At 65.1% G+C, this 23632-nt stretch carries 21 protein-coding genes; 17 read left to right on the forward strand and 4 right to left on the reverse strand.

What is annotated here, in order from left to right; all coding sequences use genetic code 11:
• Positions 1-13: 13 nt before the first annotated feature.
• The 5 genes from tig (at position 14) to clpX (ending at position 5034) form a co-directional block, all read left to right on the forward strand.
• Complete coding sequence (tig, locus tag ACN0RC_RS10265; protein ID WP_417511366.1) at positions 14-1498, forward strand: trigger factor; 1485 nt, start codon at positions 14-16, stop codon at positions 1496-1498.
• 114 nt (positions 1499-1612) lie between these two features.
• Positions 1613-2263: an ATP-dependent Clp protease proteolytic subunit gene (locus tag ACN0RC_RS10270; protein ID WP_417511686.1), complete on the forward strand. Its 651-nt coding sequence runs from the start codon at positions 1613-1615 to the stop codon at positions 2261-2263.
• Positions 2264-2282: 19 nt separating this feature from the next.
• Positions 2283-2924 carry an ATP-dependent Clp protease proteolytic subunit gene (locus ACN0RC_RS10275; RefSeq protein WP_417511368.1) on the forward strand — a complete coding sequence of 214 codons (642 nt, stop codon included), beginning with the start codon at positions 2283-2285 and terminating at the stop codon, positions 2922-2924.
• A gap of 72 nt (positions 2925-2996) precedes the next feature.
• On the forward strand, positions 2997-3659 hold the full coding sequence (deoC, locus tag ACN0RC_RS10280; RefSeq protein WP_417511370.1) for a deoxyribose-phosphate aldolase: 663 nt from the start codon (positions 2997-2999) through the stop codon (positions 3657-3659).
• Between the two features lie 106 nt (positions 3660-3765).
• A complete protein-coding gene (gene clpX, locus ACN0RC_RS10285; protein WP_417511372.1) occupies positions 3766-5034 on the forward strand; it encodes an ATP-dependent Clp protease ATP-binding subunit ClpX in 1269 nt (422 codons plus the stop codon).
• 77 nt (positions 5035-5111) lie between these two features.
• On the opposite strand, the gene ACN0RC_RS10290 is transcribed toward clpX, so the two are convergent.
• Positions 5112-7163 carry a M3 family metallopeptidase gene (locus ACN0RC_RS10290; protein WP_417511374.1) on the reverse strand — a complete coding sequence of 684 codons (2052 nt, stop codon included), beginning with the start codon at positions 7161-7163 and terminating at the stop codon, positions 5112-5114.
• Between the two features lie 155 nt (positions 7164-7318).
• Here ACN0RC_RS10290 and ACN0RC_RS10295 point away from each other — a divergent pair, with 155 nt between their 5' ends.
• Positions 7319-7933: an ArsR/SmtB family transcription factor gene (locus ACN0RC_RS10295; protein ID WP_417511376.1), complete on the forward strand. Its 615-nt coding sequence runs from the start codon at positions 7319-7321 to the stop codon at positions 7931-7933.
• Positions 7930-8163 carry a hypothetical protein gene (locus tag ACN0RC_RS10300; RefSeq protein WP_417511378.1) on the forward strand — a complete coding sequence of 78 codons (234 nt, stop codon included), beginning with the start codon at positions 7930-7932 and terminating at the stop codon, positions 8161-8163. Before ACN0RC_RS10295 ends, ACN0RC_RS10300 begins: the two co-directional genes overlap by 4 nt.
• Position 8164: 1 nt before the next feature.
• Here the strand turns inward: ACN0RC_RS10300 and ACN0RC_RS10305 are convergent, their stop codons facing one another.
• On the reverse strand, positions 8165-8398 hold the full coding sequence (locus tag ACN0RC_RS10305) for a hypothetical protein (RefSeq protein ID WP_417511380.1): 234 nt from the start codon (positions 8396-8398) through the stop codon (positions 8165-8167).
• Entirely contained in the window at positions 8398-10989 is a 2592-nt protein-coding gene (valS, locus tag ACN0RC_RS10310; protein ID WP_417511382.1) for a valine--tRNA ligase, read from the reverse strand. The genes ACN0RC_RS10305 and valS overlap by 1 nt, the downstream gene beginning before the upstream one ends.
• 170 nt (positions 10990-11159) lie before the next feature.
• Between valS and ACN0RC_RS10315 the strand changes: the two genes are divergently transcribed.
• Genes ACN0RC_RS10315 through ACN0RC_RS10330 form a run of 4 tightly spaced genes read left to right on the forward strand, consistent with a single transcriptional unit; the run spans position 11160 to position 16030 of the window.
• Positions 11160-12776 carry an ABC transporter substrate-binding protein gene (locus ACN0RC_RS10315; protein ID WP_417511384.1) on the forward strand — a complete coding sequence of 539 codons (1617 nt, stop codon included), beginning with the start codon at positions 11160-11162 and terminating at the stop codon, positions 12774-12776.
• A gap of 7 nt (positions 12777-12783) precedes the next feature.
• A complete protein-coding gene (locus ACN0RC_RS10320) occupies positions 12784-13719 on the forward strand; it encodes an ABC transporter permease (protein WP_417511386.1) in 936 nt (311 codons plus the stop codon).
• Entirely contained in the window at positions 13716-14525 is an 810-nt protein-coding gene (locus tag ACN0RC_RS10325; RefSeq protein ID WP_417511388.1) for an ABC transporter permease, read from the forward strand. Before ACN0RC_RS10320 ends, ACN0RC_RS10325 begins: the two co-directional genes overlap by 4 nt.
• Entirely contained in the window at positions 14525-16030 is a 1506-nt protein-coding gene (locus ACN0RC_RS10330; protein ID WP_417511390.1) for a dipeptide ABC transporter ATP-binding protein, read from the forward strand. Before ACN0RC_RS10325 ends, ACN0RC_RS10330 begins: the two co-directional genes overlap by 1 nt.
• An 11-nt stretch (positions 16031-16041) precedes the next feature.
• On the opposite strand, the gene ACN0RC_RS10335 is transcribed toward ACN0RC_RS10330, so the two are convergent.
• Entirely contained in the window at positions 16042-16692 is a 651-nt protein-coding gene (locus ACN0RC_RS10335; protein ID WP_417511392.1) for a pentapeptide repeat-containing protein, read from the reverse strand.
• A gap of 39 nt (positions 16693-16731) precedes the next feature.
• On the opposite strand from ACN0RC_RS10335, the gene ACN0RC_RS10340 reads away from it, so the two are divergent.
• From ACN0RC_RS10340 to ndk, 6 genes are all read left to right on the forward strand, one after another.
• The gene (locus ACN0RC_RS10340) at positions 16732-16896 is read left to right on the forward strand and encodes a CopG family transcriptional regulator (protein WP_417511394.1); all 165 of its coding nucleotides are present in this window, start codon (positions 16732-16734) and stop codon (positions 16894-16896) included.
• Positions 16893-17582, forward strand: a complete 690-nt coding sequence (locus ACN0RC_RS10345; protein ID WP_417511396.1) for a hypothetical protein — start codon at positions 16893-16895, stop codon at positions 17580-17582. Before ACN0RC_RS10340 ends, ACN0RC_RS10345 begins: the two co-directional genes overlap by 4 nt.
• A gap of 404 nt (positions 17583-17986) precedes the next feature.
• Entirely contained in the window at positions 17987-21379 is a 3393-nt protein-coding gene (gene ileS, locus ACN0RC_RS10350; protein WP_417511398.1) for an isoleucine--tRNA ligase, read from the forward strand.
• Complete coding sequence (locus ACN0RC_RS10355; protein ID WP_417511400.1) at positions 21372-22724, forward strand: bifunctional folylpolyglutamate synthase/dihydrofolate synthase; 1353 nt, start codon at positions 21372-21374, stop codon at positions 22722-22724. Before ileS ends, ACN0RC_RS10355 begins: the two co-directional genes overlap by 8 nt.
• Positions 22721-23140, forward strand: coding sequence for a DUF4233 domain-containing protein (locus tag ACN0RC_RS10360; protein WP_417511402.1), 420 nt, complete (start codon positions 22721-22723; stop codon positions 23138-23140). The genes ACN0RC_RS10355 and ACN0RC_RS10360 overlap by 4 nt, the downstream gene beginning before the upstream one ends.
• Position 23141: 1 nt before the next feature.
• Complete coding sequence (gene ndk / locus ACN0RC_RS10365; protein ID WP_417511404.1) at positions 23142-23558, forward strand: nucleoside-diphosphate kinase; 417 nt, start codon at positions 23142-23144, stop codon at positions 23556-23558.
• Positions 23559-23632: the final 74 nt, after the last annotated feature.

The following is a 23632-nucleotide window of genomic DNA, read 5'->3' on the forward strand; positions in this document are numbered from 1 at the left end:
AGAACACACAAGCATGGCGAACAGCACCGTTGAGAAGCTGACCCCGACCCGGGCGAAGCTCACGATCACGGTCACCCCGGAAGACCTGCAGCCCTCCATCAAGCACGCGTACGAGCACATCGCTCAGGACGTGCAGATCCCCGGTTTCCGCAAGGGCAAGGTCCCGGCTCCGATCATCGACCAGCGTCTCGGACGCGGCGCCGTCATCGAGCACGCCGTCAACGAGGGGCTCGACAAGTTCTTCCGCGAGGCTGCCAACGAGCACAACCTTCGCGTCGTGGGCCGCCCGGCGGCCGACATCACGCAGTGGCCGAACGAGAAGGACTTCTCCGGCGACCTGCTCGTCGAGGTCGAGGTCGACGTTCGCCCCGAGATCGAGATCCCGTCGCTCTCCGACATCACCCTGACCGTCGACGCCGTCGAGGCAGACGATGCCGCACTGGATGCTGAGCTCGACAACCTGCGCGCCCGCTTCGGCACGCTCATCCCCGTCGACCGTCCCGCAGCCAAGGGCGACTTCGTCGAGCTCGACCTCGTCGCGTCGATCGACGGTGCAGAGATCGACCGCGCCGAGGGCGTCTCCTACGAGGTCGGCTCCGGCGAGCTGCTCGAGGGCATCGATGACGCTGTCGAGTCGCTGACCGCGGGCGAGGACACCACCTTCCGCTCGAAGCTGGTCGGTGGCGACCACGCGGGCGAAGAGGCAGAGGTCTCCGTCAGCATCAAGGCGGTCAAGGAGCGCGAGCTCCCCGAGGCAGACGACGACTTCGCACAGATCGCCAGCGAGTTCGACACCATCGCTGAACTCCGCGACAGCATGGCTGAGCGCGTGAACGAGCAGGGCGTCTTCGCTCAGGGCTCCGCAGCTCGTGACCAGCTCATCGAGGCCCTCCTCGAGAAGATCGAGATCCCGGTTCCGCCGCAGCTCATCGAGGACGAGGTGCACAACCACCTCGAGTCCGAGAACCGCCTTGAGGACGACGAGCACCGCGCCGAGGTCACCGAGGCCAGCGAGAAGCAGTTCCGCACGCAGGTGCTGCTCGACACGATCGCCGAGCAGTCTGACGTACAGGTCTCGCAGGAAGAGCTGAGCCAGTACCTGATCCAGTCGGCAGCGCAGTACGGCATGGCGCCGCAGGAGTTCGTCGAGGCGCTGCAGTCCTCGAACCAGCTTCCCGCGCTCGTCGGCGAAGTCGCCCGTAACAAGGCACTCGCGATCGCACTGGGCAAGGTCAAGGTCGTCGACACCAACGGCAAGACTGTTGACCTGTCGAGCCTGGTTGCCGTCGACGACGAGGCTGCAGACGACGAGAAGGCTGACGAGAAGCCGGCCAAGAAGCCTGCTGCGAAGAAGGCCGCGGCGAAGAAGGCTCCGGCGAAGAAGGCTGACGAGGCTGATGAAGCCGCCGAAGAGAAGCCTGCTGCGAAGAAGGCTCCCGCCAAGAAGCCCGCAGCGAAGAAGGCTCCGGCCAAGAAGGCGGCCGACAAGGCTGAGTGATCGCACTGCGATTCTGACGCGAGGGCGGATGCTTCGGCATCCGCCCTCGCGCGTCAGCTCCTGCGCCAGGAGATCGGCGAGAGCGACGCCTGATATGCCGACGGCGAACAAGGCCTGAGGGCTGCGTCGTCGCCGGTAGATTCGAATCACCGAACACGGAAACAGGAGCGTGAAATGGCTGAACCGCTTGTCGCGACCAGCGTCTTCGACAGACTGCTGAAGGACCGTATCATCTGGCTGGGGTCAGAGGTGCGTGACGCGAATGCCAATGAGATCTGCGCGAAGATTCTGCTTCTCGCCGCAGAGGACTCTGACAAGGACATCTACCTCTACATCAACTCTCCCGGCGGTTCCATCACCGCGGGAATGGCGATCTACGACACCATGCAGTTCGTCCCGAACGACATCGTGACTGTCGGCATCGGCATGGCGGCATCAATGGGCCAGCTGCTGCTGACCGCGGGCACCAAGGGCAAGCGCTACATCACGCCCAACGCTCGCGTGCTCCTGCACCAGCCGCACGGTGGTTTCGGCGGTACGTCGAGTGACATCCAGACCCAGGCGCAGCTCATCCTGTCGATGAAGAAGCGCCTTGCCGAGATCACCGCAGCGCAGACCGGCAAGTCGGTCGAGCAGATCAACGCAGACGGCGACCGCGACCGCTGGTTCACCGCTGATGAGGCGCTGGAGTACGGATTCGTCGATCACATCCGCGAGTCCGCCACCGATGTCATCGGCGGCGGCGGCACGGACTCGGCTGAGTAACGGATTCGAGAGGACGAATATGTACACCCCCACTTTCCAATCCGCTGGCAACCTGCCTTCCAGCCGGTACGTGCTTCCTCAGTTCGAAGAGCGCACGGCATACGGCTTCAAGCGTCAGGACCCGTACAACAAGCTGTTCGAAGATCGTGTGATCTTCCTCGGCGTTCAGGTTGATGACGCGTCGGCCGATGACGTGATGGCACAGCTGCTGGTTCTCGAGAGCCAAGACGCTGAGCGCGACATCACGATGTACATCAACTCACCCGGTGGCTCCTTCACCGCGATGACGGCGATCTACGACACGATGCAGTACGTCGCGCCGCACATCCAGACGGTCGTTCTCGGACAGGCCGCGTCTGCGGCATCCGTGCTCCTGGCCGCTGGTGCGCCGGGCAAGCGCCTCGCGCTGCCGAACGCACGCATCCTGATCCACCAGCCCGCCATGGGCGAGGCGGGCCAGGGACAGGCGTCGGACATCGAGATCCAGGCGGCTGAGATACTGCGCATGCGCACCTGGCTCGAAGAGACCATGGCCAAGCACACGGGCCGCGCGGTGGAGCAGGTCAACCGCGACATCGATCGCGACAACATCCTCTCGGCGCAGCAGGCGCTCGAGTACGGCATCGTTGACCAGGTGCTCACCACGCGCAAGCGCGCGTGATCGGCTGCGGGTCGTCGGTTTTCTGACCGGCGGCCCGTTCCGCTGTCGCATCCGCATTCCAAGGAGTAACTCATGACGCAGAATCTCGCGCGCTACGCCGACCACACGCTGCTCAAGCCAGAAGCTACCCGCGCAGACGTAGCGGCGACCATCGCTGAGGCTGCGAAGCTCGGCGCGTACAGCGTCTGCCTGTCGCCGTCCGTCCTTCCCGTTGAGGTCCCTGAAGGATTGAAGCTGGCGGTCGTGATCGGATTCCCGAGTGGCAAGCACCACTCCGAGATCAAGGCTGCTGAGGCGGCACTCGCTGTGACGCAGGGTGCTGACGAACTCGACATGGTCATCGACGTCGGCGCCGCTATCGAGGGCGACTATCAGCGCGTCGAGGACGACATCCGCGCCGTTCGCGGCGCTGCTCCCGCACCGACCGTGCTCAAGGTCATCATCGAGTCCGCTGCGCTGAGCGACGAGGCGATCGTGGCTGTCAGCCGGGCGGCAGAGGCCGCCGGTGCAGACTTCGTCAAGACATCGACCGGCTTCCACCCCGCCGGAGGAGCGAGCGTTCACGCCGTGGAACTGATGAAGAGCACTGTCGGAGACCGCCTCGAGGTCAAGGCATCCGGTGGCATCCGCACGCGCGAGGTCGCTGAGGCGATGATCGCTGCTGGTGCAACACGGCTGGGCGTCTCGAGCACGCGATCGATCGTCGAAGACGATGAAGCGAGCGGCGACTACTGACGTTCGAGTCTGAGTCTGCCCTCTGACCGCGCCAATGCGGCTCAGTGTCGGAGGGAGCGGTTAGGCTTTTGAGCAGGATCTCAGGTTCCCACCAAGGAGGATGCGCATGGCCAGAATCGGTGAAAGCGCTGACTTGTTCAAATGCTCGTTCTGCGGAAAGAGCCAGAAACAGGTGCAGCAGCTGATCGCTGGCCCCGGCGTGTACATCTGCGACGAATGCGTCGAGCTCTGCAACGAGATCATTGAAGAGCGCATGGCAGAGTCCTCGGCAGAAGGCGTTGCGGACTTCGAACTTCCCAAGCCGCGCGAGATCTACTCGTTCCTCGAAGAATACGTCGTCGGCCAGGAGCAGGCCAAGCGCTCGCTCTCCGTGGCCGTGTACAACCACTACAAGCGCGTGCGCGCGCACGGCACCCTTCAGCTCGCTGAGCAGAAGGCTGACGAGGTCGAGATCGCCAAGAGCAACATTCTGATGATCGGTCCGACCGGCTGCGGAAAGACCTACCTGGCGCAGACGCTCGCGAAGCGTCTGAACGTGCCGTTCGCGGTGGCGGATGCTACGGCGCTGACTGAAGCCGGCTACGTCGGCGAAGACGTTGAGAACATTCTTCTCAAGCTCATCCAGGCCGCTGACTACGACGTCAAGCGCGCTGAGCAGGGCATCATCTACATCGATGAGATCGACAAGATCGCTCGCAAGTCCGAGAATCCGTCGATCACTCGTGATGTCTCCGGTGAAGGCGTGCAGCAGGCGCTGCTGAAGATCATTGAGGGAACCGTTGCGTCGGTACCGCCGCAGGGCGGTCGCAAGCACCCGCACCAGGAGTTCCTGCAGATCGACACGACGAACGTCCTGTTCATCGTTGCCGGTGCTTTCGCGGGGCTTGAAGACATCGTCTCTTCGCGCGTCGGAAAGCACGGCGTCGGTTTCGGTGCACCACTGCACGACCGGTCGAAGGATATGGACCTGTTCAGCGAGGTGCTTCCGGAGGACCTGCACAAGTTCGGCCTGATCCCCGAGTTCATCGGGCGTCTCCCTGTGGTGGCCTCGGTGACTCCGCTCGACCAGGACGCACTCATCGACATCCTGACCGGGCCCCGCAACGCCCTGGTCAAGCAGTACCAGCGGATGTTCGAGCTCGACGGGGTCGAACTCGACTTCGAAGAAGACGCGTTGCGCTCGATCGCCGACCTCGCTGTTGAGCGCAAGACCGGTGCGCGTGGTCTGCGTGCCATCCTCGAAGACGTTCTTGGCCCCATCATGTTCGAGATTCCCTCGGCGGACGACGTCAAGAAGGTCATCGTGACCCGCGCTGCCGTCGACGAGGGCGCCCCGCCGACCGTTGTCATGGAGCGTAAGCGCAAGAGCGCCTGACGAGACGACGACTGAGGAGCAGATGCACCCCGCTGCTCTCGTGCGTCTCTCGATGTGATCGTGCTCAGCGGCGCCCGTCACCCTCCGAGCCCGCGGCGTGTGAGCAGCGGAGCGATCTCGGCGTCGCGACCGCGGAAGTCGCGGTACGCCTCGAGGGGGTCCTTCGATCCGCCCGCGCCGAGCAGCCGTGCGCGGAAGCGGTCGCCGTTCCCGCGGGTGAGGCCGCCGTTCTCGCGGAACCACTCCACGGTGTCGGCGTCGAGCACCTCGCTCCAGATGTACGAGTAGTACCCGGCGCTGTAGCCGCCCGAGAAGACGTGCGCGAAGTAGGTAGAGGAGTAGCGGGTCGGCACCGCGGGGTTGTCCAGTCCGATCTCGGCGAGGGCGGCGGCTTCGAACTCGGCGACGTCGGTCACCGAGTCAGAGGCTCTGAGCCGGTGCCACGCCTGATCGAGCCAGGCGGCCGCCAGGTACTCGCTCGTGTCATGGCCCTGATTGAATGTCTCCGTCGCGCGCAGTCGCTCGACGATCGCAGCATCCAACGGTTCATCGGTCTCATAGTGCCGCGCGTAGTTGTCCAGCACCTCTGCCCAGAGAATCCACATCTCGTTGACCTGGCTGGGGAACTCCACGAAGTCACGAAATACGTTCGTCCCCGCGAAGTGCGGGTAGTTCACCGTTGCGAACAAGCCGTGCAGGGCGTGACCGAACTCGTGGAACAGCGTCGTGACTTCATCGAGCGTCAGCAGCGTCGGCTGGCCGTCTCCGGGCTGTGCCACATTGAGATTGTTCACGACCACGGGAGCTGTGCCGCGCAACGCGGACTGGCTGACGATCGGGTTCATCCACGCACCGCCGCGTTTTGTGTCGCGCGTATACAGATCGAGCACGTACAGGCCGAGTGCGGAACCGTCAGGGTTGAACACCTCGAACACGCGAGCACCGGGATGATAGGAGACGAGGTCGTCGCGCTCGCGGAACGTCACGCCGTACAGCTGGGTCGCCGCGTAGAAGACGCCGTCCTGCAGGACCCGCTCGCCTTCGAACCACGGCCGGAGTGCGGCGATGTCGATGTCGTATTTCGCGGCGCGCACTTTCTCGGTGTAGAACGCCCAGTCATGCGCCTCAAGGGCGAACGGCTCCGTCTCGGTCTCGTCGATGATCGTCTGCAGAGCGGCCTGTTCCGCGCGCACATTGGATGCCGCGGCGGGAGCGAGCTGGTGGAGAAGGTCTGAGACGGCCTCCGGGGTTCCCGCCGTCTCATCCGCGGTGACATAGGCGGCGTGCGAGTCGTAGCCGAGCTGGGCTGCGCGCTCCGCGCGCAGGGCGATGATCTCGGTCAGTACGCCGCGGTTGTCGTTGGCGTTGCCGCGGAACGCGCGCGAGCGCGACGCCTGCATGATCTTCCGGCGGCTCTCGCGGTTCGTCAGCGACGACAGGTACGGATGCCCCGTGAACAGCGGCAGCGTGATGAGAAAGCCGCTCTCGTGGCCGCGGTCAGCTGCCGCGCGCGCGGCAGCTGAGAGCTCACCGTCGGCGAGGCCGTCGAGCTCTTCGGCGGTCTCGAAGAACACGGCGAGATCGTTGGTGTCGGCGAGGAGGTTCTTCTCGAATGTCGTCGTGAGCGTGGAGAGCTTCTGGTTCACGGCGGTGAGTGTCGACTTGGCCGTGTCGTCGAGCGCGGCGCCTGCGTGGGTCATCTCGCGGAAATGCCTGATCACCAGGTAGCGGCCCTCGGCATCGAGTTCGAGCTGGTCGATCTGCTCGTGCAGGGTCTTCACACGCCAGTACAGCTCGGCGTCGAGGCGGATGGCGTCTTCGTGCGCCGCCATGCGGGGCGCGAGATCTTCATCGATCTGCTGAATCTCTGCGGTCGCATCCGCTGCGCTGACGGTGTAGAAGGCATGCGTGATGCGATCGAGCATGGCGCCGGATTGCTCCAGCGGCACCATCGTGTTCTCGAATGTCGGCATGGATCGCACGCGCGTGATCGCTGCGATCTCGTTGAGGTGCTCATCGAAGGCGACAAGAAATGCCGGCAGGTAGTGCTCTGGACGGATCGACGCATAGTCGGGCAGTGAATAGGGCAGAGCAGAAGGAACGAGGAGCGGATTCGCGGCATCGGTCATGAAAAGAGCCTACGACGACCCTTCGACAGGCTCAGGGATCGTTCGACAGGCTCAGGGATCGTTCGACAGGCTCAGGGATCGTTCGACAGGCTCAGGGATCGTTCGCATGCAAAGAAACACTTGCAAAGAAAGCTTTGCAAGGATATCTTTGCAATATGACCGAGAGTGAGAAGAACCCCGGCGGACGTCGTGTGCTGGATGCCGGAGCGCTCCGCGCACTGTCTCACCCGCTGCGCGTGCGGATCTTCGACATTCTTGCGCAGGAGGGGCCGCAGACAGCCAGCACTCTCGCCGAGATCCTGGGGGAGTCCTCGGGGGCCACGAGCTATCACCTGCGCTCGCTCGCCCGCCACGATCTCATTCGCGAGCTCGAGGGCGATCGCGGCGGCCGCGAGCGCTGGTGGGAGCGCCCGCCCGGCGGCATCATCTACGACTCGCGTGCTGTACAGGGATCGCCTGCGGGTGAAGCGGCGCTCCAGGTGGCAGTCGCAGAGGCAATGCGTCGGCGCCACGACGAGCTCATGGAGTTCTTCAGCGGTCGGATCGACCAGGAACCGACCGAATGGGTCGACGCGAGCGCGTCGATGACCAGCGGCATCAGCATGACCGCGGCGCAGACCGCCGAACTCATCAAGAAGATCGAAGCTGTCATCGACGAGGCCGCCGATGCCTATCGCGATCAGAAGGGCGAAGGTGTTCGCCGGGTCAGCGTCCGCGCTGACATCTTCCCCCTCAAGAACCTCAAGAACAAGAAGGAGAACGCATCATGAGCGCAGTAGCAGTAGCTCGTACATACCCTGTTCCGCGCGGTGCGACCTCACTCGAGCGGTGGTCGATCGGGGTAGCCGAAACCGTCGCCCGATGGGCGACAGCTCGCGCCGAGCGTCGGGAAGACCGACGCGAAGCGATGCTCGCGGCGATCCAGGCGGAGCAGACGCAAAAGCCCGACCCACGGGCGGCAGACCACCTGCTGGCGCAGATGGGGATGCCGCGGCGCTGAGTCAGTCCTGGAAGGGGCGGGCGATGACCTCGCCCGATGCGTCCTGGAAGACTTCCCAGCCGGCATCCAACTCGGCGATCGGTCGACCCTCGAGCCAGGTGAGCGTCCACCAGGACCGCGGGCCCTGAGCCTGTCGAAGGGCGCGTGCTTCGACCTCGGCGATCGCTGGCCGCAGTGCGGCAGGAACAGAGGCCGGAGCCTCCGACCCTGCCGGCCAGCGCGTACCCAGCTGCATCAGTTCTCCTCCGCGGGAGCGAGCACGATCTCGGTGACGGTGAGCTCGTCGCCCGCCACGATCTCGAGCTCGGCGATGCGTCCCACGGCGCTGAGGTCGCCCGCAGCCGCGCGAAGCGCCTTGATCGAGTCAGCGGGGGCGGCGATCACAGCGCGTGACACCGGCGTCTTCTGCGACACCTTCGCCTCGGTCTTCGCGCGACGGATGCCGATCAGCGCAGCGCTGGCAACATCGAGCACCGTGGCGTCTCCGCCGGGACCCTTCGACAGGCTCAGCGATCCCGGCTCCGGCCATGCGGCGGTGTGGATCGAACCCTCTTCGAACCAGCTCCAGGCCTCTTCGGCCGCGAACGAGACGACCGGAGCCAGCAGACGCAGCAGGGTCGACAGCGCGATGCGCAGCGCGAGCGCGGCAGAGGGCTGTCCGACGTCGGTCTGGTCGTAGGCGCGTTCCTTGACGAGCTCGAGGTAGTCGTCGCAGAACGTCCAGAAGAACGACTCGGTGACTTCCAGCGCGCGAGCGTGGTCGAATGCCTCGAATGCCGCCGTGGCGTCAGCGACCACCTGGTCGAGGGCAGTGAGCATCGAAGCATCCAGAGCGTGTGTGACCTGCGCGCCCTCGGAGACCGGGAATGACAGCACGAACTTCGCAGCGTTGAGGATCTTGATCGCCAGGCGGCGACCGATCTTCATCTGCGTGGGGTTCTGCGGGTCGAACGCGGCGTCGACGCCCAGGCGGCTGGAGGCTGCCCAGTAGCGCACAGCATCCGAACCGTGCTTGTCGAGGATGTCAGCGGGCGTGACCACATTGCCCTTGGACTTCGACATCTTCTTGCGGTCGGGATCGACGATGAAGCCCGAGATCGACGCGTGCTTCCACGGCGAACGCTGGTCCTCGAGGGTCGAGCGAAGCATGGTGGAGAACAGCCAGGTGCGGATGATGTCCTGGGCCTGGGGGCGCACGTCGAACGGGGCGACGAGGTTCCACAGCTCTTCGTCACGCTGCCAGCCGCCAGCCAGCTGCGGGGTGAGCGACGAGGTCGCCCAGGTGTCGAGGATGTCGGTCTCTGCCTCGAAGCCCCCTGCCTTGCCGCGCTGGTCCTCCGTGTAGCCGGCCGGCACGTCGATCGTCGGATCGATGGGAAGCAGCTCTGGCGCCGGCATCAGCACGCGGTCGTACTCGCGATCGCCGTTCTCATCGAGTCCGTACCAGACGGGCAGCGGAACACCGAAGAAGCGCTGACGCGAGATCAGCCAGTCGCCGGTGAGGCCACCCACCCAGTTCTCGTAGCGCACGCGCATGAAGTCAGGGTGCCACTGGAGTTCGTTGCCGTGTGCGATGAGCTGATCGCGCAGGTCCTCGTCGCGGGCGCCGTTGCGGATGTACCACTGGCGCGTCGAGACGATCTCGAGCGGGCGGTCGCCCTTCTCGAAGAACTTCACCGCATGGTTGAAGGGCTTGGACACCTCGAGCAGTTCGCCGGACTCTTCGAGCAGCTCCGCCATGCGCTTCTTGGCACTGAAGACCGTCTTCCCGGCGATCTCGGCGTAGGCGGCAAGGCCTGCCTCTGAGGTGATGGCTTCGGGAGCCTCTGCGATCACGCGACCGTCGAGGCCGAGGATCGTACGGATCGGCAGGTCGAGCTCGCGCCACCACACCATGTCGGTCACGTCGCCGAAGGTGCAGACCATGGCGATGCCGGAGCCCTTGTCCTGCTGCGCGAGGTGGTGCGCACGCACCGGAACCTCGACATCGAACAGCGGTGTGCGCACGGTCTTGCCGAAGTACGGCTGGTAGCGCTCGTCATCGGGGTGCGCCACGAGAGCAACACACGCTGCGAGCAGTTCTGGGCGCGTGGTCTCGATGTGGATGTCGCCCGAGCCGTCGGTCTTGTGGAACGCAAGACGGTGGTATGCGGCCGGCTGCTCGCGGTCTTCGAGCTCAGCCTGTGCGATCGCGGAGCGGAAGTCGACGTCCCACAGCGTCGGCGCAAGGGCCTGGTACGCCTCGCCGCGCTCGTGGTTTCGGATGAAACCGAGCTGGCTCTGGCGGATCGTCTCATCGGAGATCGTGCGGTAGGTCTGCGTCCAGTCGACGCTGAGTCCGAGCTGGCGGAAGACGTCTTCGAACTGCTTCTCGTCCTCTACGGTGAGCTTCTCGCACAGCTCGATGAAGTTGCGGCGGCTCACGGGCTGCTGGTCGGCGGCCTTGAGGCTCTTCGCGTTGCCCTCGAACGGCGGGGTGAAGTCGGGGTCGTAGGGGAGCGTTACGTCAACGCGCACGCCGTAGTAGTTCTGCACGCGGCGCTCGGTCGGCAGGCCGTTGTCGTCCCAGCCGATCGGGTAGAACACGTTCTTGCCACGCATGCGCTCGTAGCGGGCTTTGACGTCGGTGTGCGTGTACGAGAACACGTGACCGATGTGCAGAGATCCGGATGCTGTGGGCGGAGGAGTGTCGATCGAGTAGACGCTCTCGCGGCCGAGTTCTGCAGAACGCAGGCGGTCGAACAGGTAAGTGCCCTGCTCGGACCAGACGCCATCCCACTTCGCTTCTAGACCTTCGAGTGCGGGCTTGTCGGGGATTGCTGACATCGAGGTCTCCTTGAGCGATGTATGCGGCACGGTGTGTACGTGCCTGAGTGTGTGGGATGCGCTCAACAGTCTAGCTCGCAGTGTGCAGAACGCATCCTGGTCTAAATCGACCCTGTCCAATAATCATCGCTAAACTGAATGCACCCCCTTCCATCTTTCTGAGGATTCGCATGCCCACCTCTCTCGTGCGCCGTTTTCTTCCCGTGACCGCCTTCTTCGCGGCATCCGCTCTGTTATTGAGCGGCTGTGCCGGCGCAGCCGATGACAGTGCGGACAGCGGCGGCGAAGTCGTCTGGGCCATCGAGGGAGCGAACCTCGCTGCCGGCCACATGGACCCGCAGACCAGCCAGCTCGATGTCTCGGGCATGGTGCAGCGCGCTGTTCTCGACTCCTTGGTGTTCCAAGAGGCCGATGGTTCGTTTTCGCCGTGGCTCGCGAAGAGCTGGACAGTGTCAGACGACAGCACCACCTACACGTTCGAGCTGCGCGACGATGTCACCTTCCACGACGGCGAGGCCTTCAACGCCGAAGCAGTGAAGGCAAACTTCGATCGCATCGTCGATCCTGAGACCGCCTCTGCCCAGGCCGCGAGCATGCTCGGCGCCGATTTCTACGAGGCGACGACCGTTGTCGACGAGTACATGGTCGAGGTGACGTTCACTCAGCCGTACTCTCCCTTCCTGCAGGCAGCGAGCACGGCGAACCTCGGCTTCTATTCGCCCGCGGTGCTCGAGACCTCCGCGGATCAGCTCAAAGCGGGTGGCCCCGGAATCAACGTCGGCACCGGCCCGTTCGAGCTGACCGAGTACACCCCTGACCAGGAGCTCGTCTACACCCGCAATCCCGACTACACCTGGGGTCCAGGCGGGGCAGAGGCCGCGCAGTTCGAGACCCTGCGGGTCGAGCTGCTTCCCGAAGCATCGGTGCGTGCCGGTGTTGTGGAAAGCGGCGAGGCGGACCTTGCCAGCAATATTCCTCCGAACCTCGCCGTCGAACTCCCTGACACTCTCACGGTCGACTCCGTCGAGTACCCGGGTCTGCCCTACTCGCTGTACCTGAACGAGAAGTACGGCGTCTTCGCCGACGAGAAGGTCCGTCAGGCCTTTGCTCGCGGTATCGACATCGACGCCGCCGTCGAGGAGATCTTCTTCGGTCAGTTCCCGCGGGCGTGGAGCATCCTCGGTTCGACCACCCCTGGATACGACGCCTCGCTCGAGGACTCCTGGCCCTTCGACCAGGATGCGGCGAACGCACTGCTCGACGACGCAGGATGGACCGAGCGCGACAGCGACGGCATCCGCATGAAGGACGGCACGCGTCTCTCGGTGCGTTGGATCGCCTGGACGCCGGTCCCGGATGACAAGGCCGCCCTCGGCAACGCCATTCAGTCCGACCTCGCCGAGATCGGGTTCGAGGTCAAGCGTGAGGTCCTCGAACCGGGCGCGTACAACGAGCAGTACGGTCCCAAGACCTTCGACCTCACCGACTGGGGCTTCTCCGGTGTCGACGGCGACCTGCTGCGCAGTCACCTGCACACCGAAGGCTTCCAGAACGCCTCGCAGGTCACCGACCCCGAGATCGACGCACTTCTCGAACAGGGGATCTCGACGAGCGATGTCGATGAGCGCGCAGACATTTACCAGAAGCTGCAGCAGTGGAATGCCGAGTACACGGCGATCGTGCCGCTGTACAGCCCGTCGCTGATCACCGCGTACAACGACACGATCTCGGGTCTCGAGTACGACCTGTACGGTCGTCCGCTGTTCTATGAGGTCACGGTCGGCTGATCCACTCGTGAAACCGCTTCTCGTCCGGATCGCGGGGCTCGCAGCATCCGTCATCGTCGTCCTCTGGGGCGCGGCGACACTGGCGTTCCTCGCGTTCCGGGTGATTCCCGGAGACCCGGTCTCGGTCATGCTCGGGCCGCAGGCTCAGGTGAGCGACGCCGTCAAAGACGGCATCCGTGCCGATCTCGGACTCGACCGCCCACCTCTCGAGCGGTACCTGTCGTACCTCGGGCAGATCGTGCAGGGGAACCTGGGCGAGTCCTACCAACTGCGGATGCCGGTGACGGAGGTCATCGGGCGGCAGCTCGGTGCGACGCTGCAGCTGACTGCTCTGGCGCTCGTGATCGCGCTCGTGATCGCGCTTGCCGTCGCACTGTTCGTGCGCGGACGCGTCGGGCGCGGAGTCGTTGCCGGCCTGGAGCTGATCGTGCTGTCGTCGCCGGTGTTCTGGATCGGTCTGCTGCTGCTGAGCACGTTCGCCTTCGGCCTCGGCTGGTTCCCGGTATCGGGCACCCGCAATCCCGCGACGATCGTGCTGCCTGCGGTCACGCTGGCGCTTCCTGTCGCAGCGCTCCTCGGTCAGGTGCTGCGAGACGGCATCGAAGCCGCCGAACGTCAGCCGTTCGCAACGACTGTTCGTGCGCGCGGCGCGGGGCAGGTCCGGCTGACGGCTCACCACACCCTCCGCCACGGGGCGGCCGGTGCTCTGACGCTCACGGCATACCTGGTGGGGTCTCTCCTGGGCGGCGCCGTGCTGGTCGAGACGGTGTTCGCACGGCCCGGCATCGGGCGCGTCACTCTGGCGGCGATCACCGACCGCGACCTGCCGGTCATCACCGGGATCATTCTCTTCAGCGCACTGGTGTTCGTCATCGTCAACGTCATCGTCGAACTGCTGCATCCGCTGCTCGATCCGCGACAGCGACGGGTGGTGCGCACATGACCCTCTCTCGTCGCGTGCTGCTGGCTACCGCAGTGTTCGTGCTGGTCGTCGTGGCGGCAATGGCACTCTTCCCTGGGATCATCGCCCCCGCAGACCCACTGCAGACGAACGTGCGGGCTGCGCTCGAGGCTCCCAGTGCCGCGCACTGGTTCGGGACCGATCAGAGCGGTCGCGATGTCTTCTCCCGCGTCGTGCACGGTGCTGGCCGCTCGGTCGGCATCGGTCTGCTCGCGACGGCACTCGCCCTTGTCATCGGACTCATCATCGGTGCCCTCTCTGGCATCGCCCCTCGTGCCGTCGATACCGTGGCGATGCGCATGAACGACGTGCTCATGGCATTCCCGGAGTTCCTCGTCGCGCTCGTCGTCGTCGCGATCCTCGGGCCTGGGCCGGAGAAAGTCGCGATCGCTGTGACCATTGCCGCGATCCCGGTGTACGTGCGGCTCGCTCGGGTGCAGACGCGCACGCTTGCGCTCGCTGAGCATGTCGAGGCGGCACGGATCCTCGGGGTGCCGCGGATGCGGGCGTTCGTCCGGCATGTCATGCCCGGCGTGCTGGGTTCGCTGAGCATTCTGGCGACGATCGGGATCGGGTCGAGCATCCTCGCCATCGCGGGCTTGAGCTTCTTGGGGCTGGGCGAGAGCGAGCCTGCCGCGGAGTGGGGCCTCATGCTCTCCGGCGGTCGCAATTCTCTCGGCACTGCGTGGTGGATCGCGGTCTTCCCCGGGCTCGCCATCACGCTCACAGTGATCTCGGCGACGATCGTCGGCCGCACACTGCGTGCGCGCGCGGAAGGACGAGTGTGATGAGCGTATTGAGCGTGCAGAACCTGTCGATCGCCATCGGGAACCGTGTGCTCGTCGATGGAGTTTCTTTCGAGGTCGCGCCGGGAGAGTGCCTCGCGATCGTCGGCGAATCGGGGGCGGGCAAGTCCTTGACAGCATCCGCACTTCTCGGGCTTGCGCCCGGCAGAGTCACCGCTTCGCGCCTGGAGATCGACGGGGTGGATGCGCGTGGATTCTCAGAGACGCAGTGGCGCGGGGTGCGTGGCGACCGTATCGGACTCGTTTCGCAGGATGCTCTCGTCTCGCTCGACCCGTTGCGACGGATCGGGGCGGAGGTTGCCGAGCCCCTCGCGATCCATATGCGGCTGTCGCGCGCAGGGCACCGCGCGCGTGCTCTGGAGCTGCTGGAATCCGTCGCGATGCCGTCTCCCGCTGAGCGGGCAGCCCAATATCCGCACGAGTTGTCGGGTGGACTCAGGCAGCGTGCGCTGATTGCGTCAGCGCTGGCAGGAGAACCGGTCGTGCTCATCGCGGATGAGCCCACCACGGCTCTGGATGCCACGGTGCAGGCTCGCGTCCTGGCGCTGCTTCGCGATATCGCGGATGCCGGAACCGCCATCGTCTTCATCAGTCACGACTTCGCAGCAGTGCGCAGGGTCGCCGACCGTGTGCTTGTCATGCGTGCAGGACGCGTGATCGAGCAGGGTGCTGTTGCAGACGTGCTGGATGCTCCCGCTGAGGCCTATACGCGCGAGCTCATCGCTGCGACGATCCATGAGCCGCGAGCGGACCGGTTCGGGCCCTTGGACAGGCTCAGGGGCCGGGACGCAGTTCTCACCGGAATCGACGTCTCGAGGTCGTTCTCGGGCGTGCCCGCGGTCAGAGACGCATCGTTCACTCTGCTGCAGGGACAGACGCTGGGGATCGTGGGGGAATCAGGTTCTGGAAAGACGACGCTTGCTCGAATGATCGTCGGAGTCGAGACACCTGATGCGGGGGACCTGCGCTGGGTGGGAGAGCACCGTGTGCAACTCGTGCACCAGAACCCACTCGGCGCGTTCGATCCGCGCTGGACCGTGGGCCGCTCGCTGCATGAGGCGCTCGCCGCAGGGGGAGTCCCGCGTGTCTCACGTGCAGCTCGGGTCGCAGCTCTCATGGCAGAAGTCGATCTCGCTCCTGAGCTCGCCGCCCGCCGCCCGGCACAGCTTTCGGGTGGGCAGCGGCAGCGTGCGGCGATCGCACGGGCGCTCGCCGCGGATCCTGACGTTCTGGTGCTCGACGAGCCCGTCTCGGCGCTGGATCCGTCTGTGCGAGAGAAGGTGCTGCAGCTGCTCGGACGGCTGCAGCGTGACCGCGGCCTGACAATGATCTTCGTCTCACACGATCTCGACGTCGTCGCGGCTGTCTCCGACGACGTGCTCGTGATGCAGAACGGTGTGGTTGTCGAGCAGGGTCCTGTGGCTGCCGTGTTCGCTGCGCCACAGCATCCGTTCACTCAGGAACTGCTGGCTGCCTCCGGCGTGTGAGATGCGCAGCGTCAGTCGCTGATCCGAATCCCCAACCCTGCCGCGATGACCGGAGCGAGCTGCTGCACCTGGAACGTCGTAAGCGTTACACCGCGCAGACTGTTCGCATCGGTGAATGACATCGCGTCGAGTCCGCGCAGGTCGACGTCCTTCGCGCGCAGCCCGCGCGGATCGACCTCTTCGCTGCGAGAGGTCTCGAAGCTGACGCGGGTGAGCTCTGCCTGCGGCAGGTCGAGCGTGCGGATGGCGGAGTCGGCGATCACGATGTCGCGGGCCTTCGCCCCGCCGAGGTTCAGGTAGTCGATACGCAGATCGCGCAGCTCGAGCTCGTCGATACGGGCGCCGCTGAGATCGAGGGTGCCGATGCGTCCGCCGGTGATGCGCAGTCGGCGGATGCTCGCATTGCGCATGGGCATGGATGCCGCGCGCACATCGCGCATCGCAACGTCGAGGATCGTGGCGCCGGTGAGGTCGAGCAGATCGACATCTGCGGCGATCACGCACTGCTCGAGTGACGAGTGGGCGAGATCTGCGGTGCCAGTCAGGTCGAGACGGGCAGCGATCAGATCGGCGTTGCGTTGCGGTTCCGCAAGAGCGAGATTCTCGGGCAGATCGGGTGGTGAGACGCGCGGAGCGGCGAGAGAGTCAGTGTTGCGAGCCATGCCTCAAGAATACTCGGCGATCCATGCTATGTTGCTAGCATGCAAGCAAATGAGTCGAAGAGTGCGTCGAAGAAGGTGCAGTTCAACGTGTATCTCTCGCCTGAGCTCGTGCGTGATGTGAAGCACCGCGCGATCGATGAGGGCACGAGCCTGTCTGCGCTCGTCGAAGCGGCCTTGCGCGGGTACCTGGAGGAGAAGTCATGAGTGTTGTTCAGCAGATCGTGTATACGGATCACCCTGAGCGATGGTGGGGTCTCGCCGAAGCTCTCGGCTTCGTCGCGCCGTTCCCGCCTGCGCCCGAGTGGGCGGAGTTCCACGCGGACGGAGTCTTGGCAGTGCACAGCGCGACCGCTGAGCACCGGGCGGGCATGGTCGACGTTCACCTCGTCGTCGCAGATCTGGATGCCGCGGCATCCGCTCTTTCGTCCTTCGCCGTCACGCGGACGACGATGGACGGCGTGGGGGAGATGCTTGTGGTGCGCGCGGCATCCGGTGTCTCGATCTCGGTGTCCGAAGGAGCCGCCCAGCAGGGCGCAGGTCAGGTCGGCGTTCAGCCGATCTGGTTCCAAGGCGATCTCGATGAGCCCTGGGCGATCCTTGAGGCACTCGGCCTTCGCGGTGGCATTGCGGCCGATCGCGGCGGGTGGGTCGAGATGGTTGCGGGAGGCGGGTCGGTCGGGCTGCATGCGGGGGAGCCTCGGATCGGACTGTCCTTCGAAGCGCGCGGTGATCTCGACGCGCTGGCTGTGCGTCTGCAGGATGCCGGGTTCGAGGCATCCGTCGTCGATGAGGCCTTCGCGCGGACCATCCGCATCCCCGACCCCGACGGAGTAGATGAGATCTGGATCAACGGTGTCCAGGACGACCTGCACGGGTATCACCGACCATGAGGTTCGAATGCGATCTGGGAGACGGCGTCACGCTCGCACTACGGACGCCAGCGATGGCACGCTGCGCAGTGCACTTCCGGTGGGCGCCGCCCGGCACGATGTCGCCGTGTTCGGGCTACTCGCGTAGCCACGCGGGCAGTTTCTTCGGAGAAGTGCAGCTGCTTCGGATGCCGCGTACAATGGGCGTACATGCTTTGATCCGGCCATCACCGGGGAGCACTCGGAAGAACGGCCGCGAGGCCCAGTAGAACCGAGCGGGGCAGGCCCGTCATCGCCGCAGTGAGAGTGGTTGTCGATCCCTGAGCCTGTCGAAGGGTCGGCATCTAGCGAGGTGGTACCGCGGTCCTTGTGAAAGACAGAGGGTCGTCCTTGCGCAGCATCCACCCACGACACTGCGAGCGCACATGACCTACCCCCGCCCTTCGACAAGCTCAGGGACCGATTCCGCCTTCGGCCCCGCAGCCGTTGCTGCCAGCCCTCGGTTCCCCGAGATCGAGCAGGATGTTCTTGCGTTCTGGAAGAGCGACGACACGTTCCGCGCGTCGATCGATCAGCGCGACGGCGCCGATGAGTGGGTCTTCTACGACGGACCTCCCTTCGCCAACGGCCTACCGCACTACGGGCACCTCCTCACCGGATACGCGAAGGACCTCTTCCCGCGCTTCCAGACCATGCGCGGTAAGAAGGTCGATCGCGTGTTCGGCTGGGACACGCATGGCCTCCCCGCAGAGCTCGAAGCGATGAAGCAGCTCGGGATCACCGAGAAGAGCGAGATCGAAGACATGGGAATCGATGTCTTCAACGGCAAGGCTCGCGACTCCGTCCTCGCGTACACCGAGGAATGGAAGGCCTACGTCACCCGCCAGGCGCGCTGGGTCGACTTCGACCGCGGATACAAGACGCTCGACCTGGGCTACATGGAGAGCGTGCTCTGGGCGTTCAAGACCCTGTACGACAAGGAGCTCGCATACGAGGGCTACCGCGTGCTGCCGTACTGCTGGCGCGATGAGACGCCGCTGTCCGCACACGAGTTGCGCATGGATGACGACGTCTACCAGAATCGCCAGGACCCGTCGGTCACCGTCACGTTCCCGCTCACCGGTGCGAAGGCCGAATCCCTCGGGCTGACCGCTGTGCGCGCTCTCGCCTGGACCACGACTCCCTGGACCTTGCCCACCAACCTCGCCCTCGTCGTCGGGCCCGATATCGACTACGTCGTCGTGCCGGCAGGTCCGAATGGCGCCGCCGACATCCACGTGGGTGATGACGTGGCCGAAAGCGCCGCGCACCGCTACCTGATCGCCCGCGAACTCCTCGCCGGTTACGCGAAGGACCTCGGCTACGAGTCGACCGAGGACGCGCTCGCCGCAGTCGAGGCGTCCCATCGCGGAGCCGACCTCGAAGACGTCACCTACGACCGTCTCTTCGACTACTACGCGGATGCCGAGACCTGGGGCACCGAGAACGCCTGGCGCATCCTCGTCGATGACTACGTCACCACCACGGATGGCACCGGCATCGTCCATCAGGCCCCGGCTTACGGTGAGGACGACCAGCGCGTGACGAACGCGGCCGGCATCCCGACGATCCTCTCGCTCGACGACGGCGGCAAGTTCCTCTCGAGCGTCACGGATGTCGCGGGCGAGCTGTGGATGGATGCCAACCGTCCGCTGATCCGCCTGCTCAAAGAGAACGCGCGCCTGCTGCGCGAGCAGAGCTACGTGCACTCGTACCCGCACTGCTGGCGCTGCCGCAACCCCCTGATCTACAAGGCTGTCTCGAGCTGGTTCATCCGTGTCACCGACATCAAGGACAAGATGCTCGCGAACAACGAGCAGATCACCTGGGTGCCCGAGAACGTCAAGGAGGGCCAGTTCGGCAAGTGGCTCGAAGGCGCCCGCGACTGGTCGATCAGCCGCAACCGCTACTGGGGCTCGCCGATCCCGATCTGGAAGAGCGACGACCCCGAGTATCCGCGCGTCGATGCGTACGGATCTCTCGAAGAGCTCGAGCGCGACTTTGGCACACTGCCGCGCAACCCCGAGGGCGAGATCGATCTGCACCGGCCGTACATCGACGACCTGACGCGGCCGAACCCCGACGACCCCAGCGGCAAGAGCACCATGCGCCGCATCGAGGACGTCTTCGATGTCTGGTTCGATTCGGGCTCCATGCCCTACGCACAGGTGCACTACCCGTTCGAGAACCAGGAGTGGTTTGACTCGCACTCACCGGCGGACTTCATCGTCGAGTACATCGGTCAGACCCGCGGCTGGTTCTACGTCATGCACGTGCTCTCGACTGCGCTGTTCGACCGTCCGGCGTTCACTGGCGTCAGCTGCCATGGCATCGTCCTCGGCAGTGACGGCTACAAGATGTCGAAGTCGCTGCGCAACTACCCGGACGTCTCCGAGGTCCTCGATCGTGACGGCTCCGACGCCATGCGCTGGTTCCTGATGTCGAGCTCTGTGCTGCGCGGCGGAAACCTCGCGGTCACTGAGGAAGGCATCCGCTCGGGCGTGAGGGAGTTCCTGCTTCCTCTGTGGAGCTCCTGGTACTTCTTCGCCACGTACGCCAACGCTTCGACAGGCTCAGCGCAGGCGTGGGATTCGAGCGGCTATGAGGCGACGTGGCGCACCGACTCGACGGATGTGCTCGACCGCTACATCCTGTCCCGCCTCGGCGAGCTGGTGCGCGATGTGGCAACCGACCTCGAAGGGCTCGACTCGACCACGGCATCCGCGCGTCTGCGCGAGTTCGCCGAAGTACTGACGAACTGGTACATCCGCCGCTCGCGCGACCGCTTCTGGGTGGGCGCCGAAGGCGGAACCGACGCGTTCGACACGCTGTACACGGTGCTCGAGACGCTGACCCGCGTAGCAGCGCCTCTCGTGCCGCTGGTCAGCGAGAAGATCTGGCAGGGCCTCACAGGTGGGCGCAGTGTGCACCTGACGGACTGGCCCGACGCTGACGCGTTCCCCGCTGCCGACGACATCCGCGAGGCGATGGATGCTGTTCGCGAGCTCTCCAGCGTCGGAAACGCGCTGCGCAAGAAGGAGAAGCTGCGCGTGCGTCTGCCGCTCGCACGCTTCACCGTCGTCTCTCCTGTGGCGCAATCCCTCAGCCAGTTCGAGGACATCCTTCGTGAGGAGCTGAACGTCAAGTCCGTCGAAGTCGTTCCGCTGACCGACACCACTGCTGCCGAGTACGGCATCAGCCACCGGCTGAGCGTCAACGCGCGTGCTGCGGGGCCCCGTCTCGGCAAGCAGGTGCAGCACGTCATCGCGGGTGCGCGTGCGGGCATCTGGGAAGAGAAGGACGGTGTCGTCGTCGTCGACGGAATCGCGCTCGAACCTCAGGAGTACGATCTCGTTCTCGAGACCGCAGGCCGACCCGAGGGAGAAGCGCTCGCGCTCGTCCCCGGTGGCGGGTTCGTGCTTCTCGATACGCAGACCACGCCTGAGCTGGAAGCAGAGGGCATGGCGCGTGACGCGATCCGCGTGGTGCAGGAAGCCCGTAAGAATGCCGGCCTCAAGGTCAGTGACCGGATCGTGCTCGCGCTCAACGTCTCACCCGAGAACGCCGAGGCACTGCAAGCGCACGCTGAATTGATCGCGGGGGAGACTCTCGCGATCGGCTTCGCCGTTCAGGCGACCGATGAGATGGATGAGCTCGTGAAGGCGGTCACCAGCCCGGGTGATGGCGTATTCCGCAGCGGCTCGACAGCGCTCGGATCCCACAAGGCCCCGATCGTCGTGACGATCGACTCGAACCTCGATGGAGTGGAAAATGTCTGAGCGCGACCGCGCGGATGCCGTCTACAACGCGCTGCTCGAACGGGCAGGGGAGCGGTGGGTGCAGCCTCGCAAGGAGCGCACCGCCCGCGTGCTCGAACTGCTGGACGACCCGCAGAAGACCTACCGCGTCGTGCACATCACCGGAACGAACGGCAAGACGTCAACCGCGCGGATGATCGAGAGTCTGCTGCGCGCGCACGGATTGCGCACCGGTCTGTTCACGAGCCCGCATCTGGAGCGCTTCACCGAACGGATCATGATCGACGGCGAGCCGATCGCGGATGCCGCGGTCGCCGACGCCTGGGACGAGATCGAGCCGTTCGTCGGAATCGTGGATGCCGAGCTCGAGAAGGCGGGCGAGGCACCGCTGACCTTCTTCGAACTGCTCACCGTCCTCGCGTTCGTCGCGGCATCGGATGCTCCGGTAGACGTCCTTGTGCTCGAAGTCGGCATGGGCGGCGAGTGGGACTCCACCAACACCGCCGATGGCGACGTCGCGGTGTTCGCACCCATCGCGATCGACCACGCAGACCGTCTCGGCGACACCATCGAGAAGATCGCGACGGTGAAGGCCGGCATCATCAAAAAGGGTGCTGCGGTCGTATCCGCACAGCAGCCCGCAGAGGCCGCAGCGATACTGCGGCGCGTGGCCGCTGAGAACAGCGCCACGATCGCGTTCGAGGGTGAAGAGTTCGGTCTCGCAGAGCAGAAGCTCGCCGTCGGCGGTCAGCTCCTGACGATCCGTGGCATCGCCGGGAACTACGTCGAAGAGTACCTGCCGCTCTACGGTGCGCACCAGGGACACAACGCTGTTCTGGCTGTCGCCGCGGTCGAGTCGCTCATCGGCGCAGGGTCGCAGCGCATTGCCGACGACATCATCACCGAGGGTCTGCAGGGTGCGACGTCGCCTGGTCGCCTGCAGCTGCTGGGGATCGCGCCGACCGTCGTCGTGGATGCCGCGCACAACCCGCACGGTGCTCAGGCGCTTGCGCAGTCGCTCGATGACAGCTTCGACTTCGACGAGTGGGGCCTCGTACTCGGCGTTCTCGGTGATAAGGATGCCGCAGGCATCGTCGCAACTCTCGCACCCGCGGCAGCTCACGTCTTCGCCACGGTGCCCGAGTCGAATCGCGCGAGTGATGCCGATTCCCTCGCAGATATCGTCGAGGGCGCCGGGTACCGCGCGACCGTGCACCACTCACTCGCAGATGCGGCAGATGCGGCCCGCGAGTGGGCGGCATCGTCTGACCGTCGTGCCGTCGTGATCGCCGGCTCCATCGTGCTGGCCGGTGAGGCGATCGCCCTCGCCGAAGAAGAGGACTGGAAATCGGGGTGGCGCGCATGAGCGGCACACCGCGCCGCGCCAGGGCACCTCGCACGCTCGCGCAGAAGCTCGCCCCGGTCGTCCTCGGATTCGAAGCGATCGTCGTGATCCTCGCCGGGTTCACGATCTTCGGCCTGAAGAATCTTCCGGAGAGCATCCCGCAGTGGTGGGCGATCATCGGCGGCGTCATCGTCGCACTTGCCATGATCGTCGTCGCAGGAATGATCACGAAGCCGTGGGCGATCCCGGCTGGCTGGGCGCTTCAGGTGGTCGTCGCACTGTCGGCGATCTTCGTTCCCGCCATCTTGCTTGTCGTACTGATTTTCGGCGGCATGTGGGCATATGCGACGATCACGGGGCCCCGGTTGGAAGCCAGACGTCCGATCGACGCGAATCCGAACCAAGAACAAACCCCACCTCACACAGAGAGCGACTGACATGGCCACTGAAGAAACACTCGTCCTCGTCAAGCCCGACGGCGTCGCCCGCGGTCTTACCGGCAGCATCCTCGCCCGCATCGAGGCCAAGGGCTACGTGCTCGTCGACATCCGTTTCGTCCAGCCCGAACGAGAGCTGCTCGCCGCTCACTACGCCGAGCACGAGGGCAAGCCCTTCTACGAGCCGCTGCTCGAGTTCATGATGTCCGGACCGTCTGTCGCGCTCCGCCTCTCAGGCAACCGCGTGATCGAGGGCTTCCGCTCGCTCGCGGGCACGACCGACCCCACGACGGCAGCTCCTGGCACCATTCGCGGCGACTTCGGCCGCGACTGGGGCCTTGCTGTGCAGCAGAACCTCGTTCATGGCTCGGACAGCGTCGAATCCGCACAGCGCGAGCTGGGTATCTGGTTCTCCTGACCCTTCGACGGGCTCAGGGACCGACCACGACGCCCGTCGGTTCTCTCTGAGAGACTCCGACGGGCTTCGTGGTT

This window comes from Microbacterium sp., assembly GCF_048259935.1.
Classification (GTDB): domain Bacteria; phylum Actinomycetota; class Actinomycetes; order Actinomycetales; family Microbacteriaceae; genus Microbacterium.

Coding starts and splice junctions, on each gene's coding strand:
- tig (WP_417511366.1), top strand. CDS start 14: ATGGCGAACAGCACCGTTGAGAAGCTGACCCCGACCCGGGCGAAGCTC.
- ACN0RC_RS10275 (WP_417511368.1), top strand. CDS start 2,283: ATGTACACCCCCACTTTCCAATCCGCTGGCAACCTGCCTTCCAGCCGG.
- deoC (WP_417511370.1), top strand. CDS start 2,997: ATGACGCAGAATCTCGCGCGCTACGCCGACCACACGCTGCTCAAGCCA.
- clpX (WP_417511372.1), top strand. CDS start 3,766: ATGGCCAGAATCGGTGAAAGCGCTGACTTGTTCAAATGCTCGTTCTGC.
- ACN0RC_RS10290 (WP_417511374.1), bottom strand. CDS start 7,163: ATGACCGATGCCGCGAATCCGCTCCTCGTTCCTTCTGCTCTGCCCTAT.
- ACN0RC_RS10295 (WP_417511376.1), top strand. CDS start 7,319: ATGACCGAGAGTGAGAAGAACCCCGGCGGACGTCGTGTGCTGGATGCC.
- ACN0RC_RS10300 (WP_417511378.1), top strand. CDS start 7,930: ATGAGCGCAGTAGCAGTAGCTCGTACATACCCTGTTCCGCGCGGTGCG.
- ACN0RC_RS10305 (WP_417511380.1), bottom strand. CDS start 8,398: ATGCAGCTGGGTACGCGCTGGCCGGCAGGGTCGGAGGCTCCGGCCTCT.
- valS (WP_417511382.1), bottom strand. CDS start 10,989: ATGTCAGCAATCCCCGACAAGCCCGCACTCGAAGGTCTAGAAGCGAAG.
- ACN0RC_RS10315 (WP_417511384.1), top strand. CDS start 11,160: ATGCCCACCTCTCTCGTGCGCCGTTTTCTTCCCGTGACCGCCTTCTTC.
- ACN0RC_RS10325 (WP_417511388.1), top strand. CDS start 13,716: ATGACCCTCTCTCGTCGCGTGCTGCTGGCTACCGCAGTGTTCGTGCTG.
- ACN0RC_RS10330 (WP_417511390.1), top strand. CDS start 14,525: ATGAGCGTATTGAGCGTGCAGAACCTGTCGATCGCCATCGGGAACCGT.
- ACN0RC_RS10335 (WP_417511392.1), bottom strand. CDS start 16,692: ATGGCTCGCAACACTGACTCTCTCGCCGCTCCGCGCGTCTCACCACCC.
- ACN0RC_RS10340 (WP_417511394.1), top strand. CDS start 16,732: ATGCAAGCAAATGAGTCGAAGAGTGCGTCGAAGAAGGTGCAGTTCAAC.
- ACN0RC_RS10345 (WP_417511396.1), top strand. CDS start 16,893: ATGAGTGTTGTTCAGCAGATCGTGTATACGGATCACCCTGAGCGATGG.
- ileS (WP_417511398.1), top strand. CDS start 17,987: ATGACCTACCCCCGCCCTTCGACAAGCTCAGGGACCGATTCCGCCTTC.
- ACN0RC_RS10355 (WP_417511400.1), top strand. CDS start 21,372: ATGTCTGAGCGCGACCGCGCGGATGCCGTCTACAACGCGCTGCTCGAA.
- ACN0RC_RS10360 (WP_417511402.1), top strand. CDS start 22,721: ATGAGCGGCACACCGCGCCGCGCCAGGGCACCTCGCACGCTCGCGCAG.
- ndk (WP_417511404.1), top strand. CDS start 23,142: ATGGCCACTGAAGAAACACTCGTCCTCGTCAAGCCCGACGGCGTCGCC.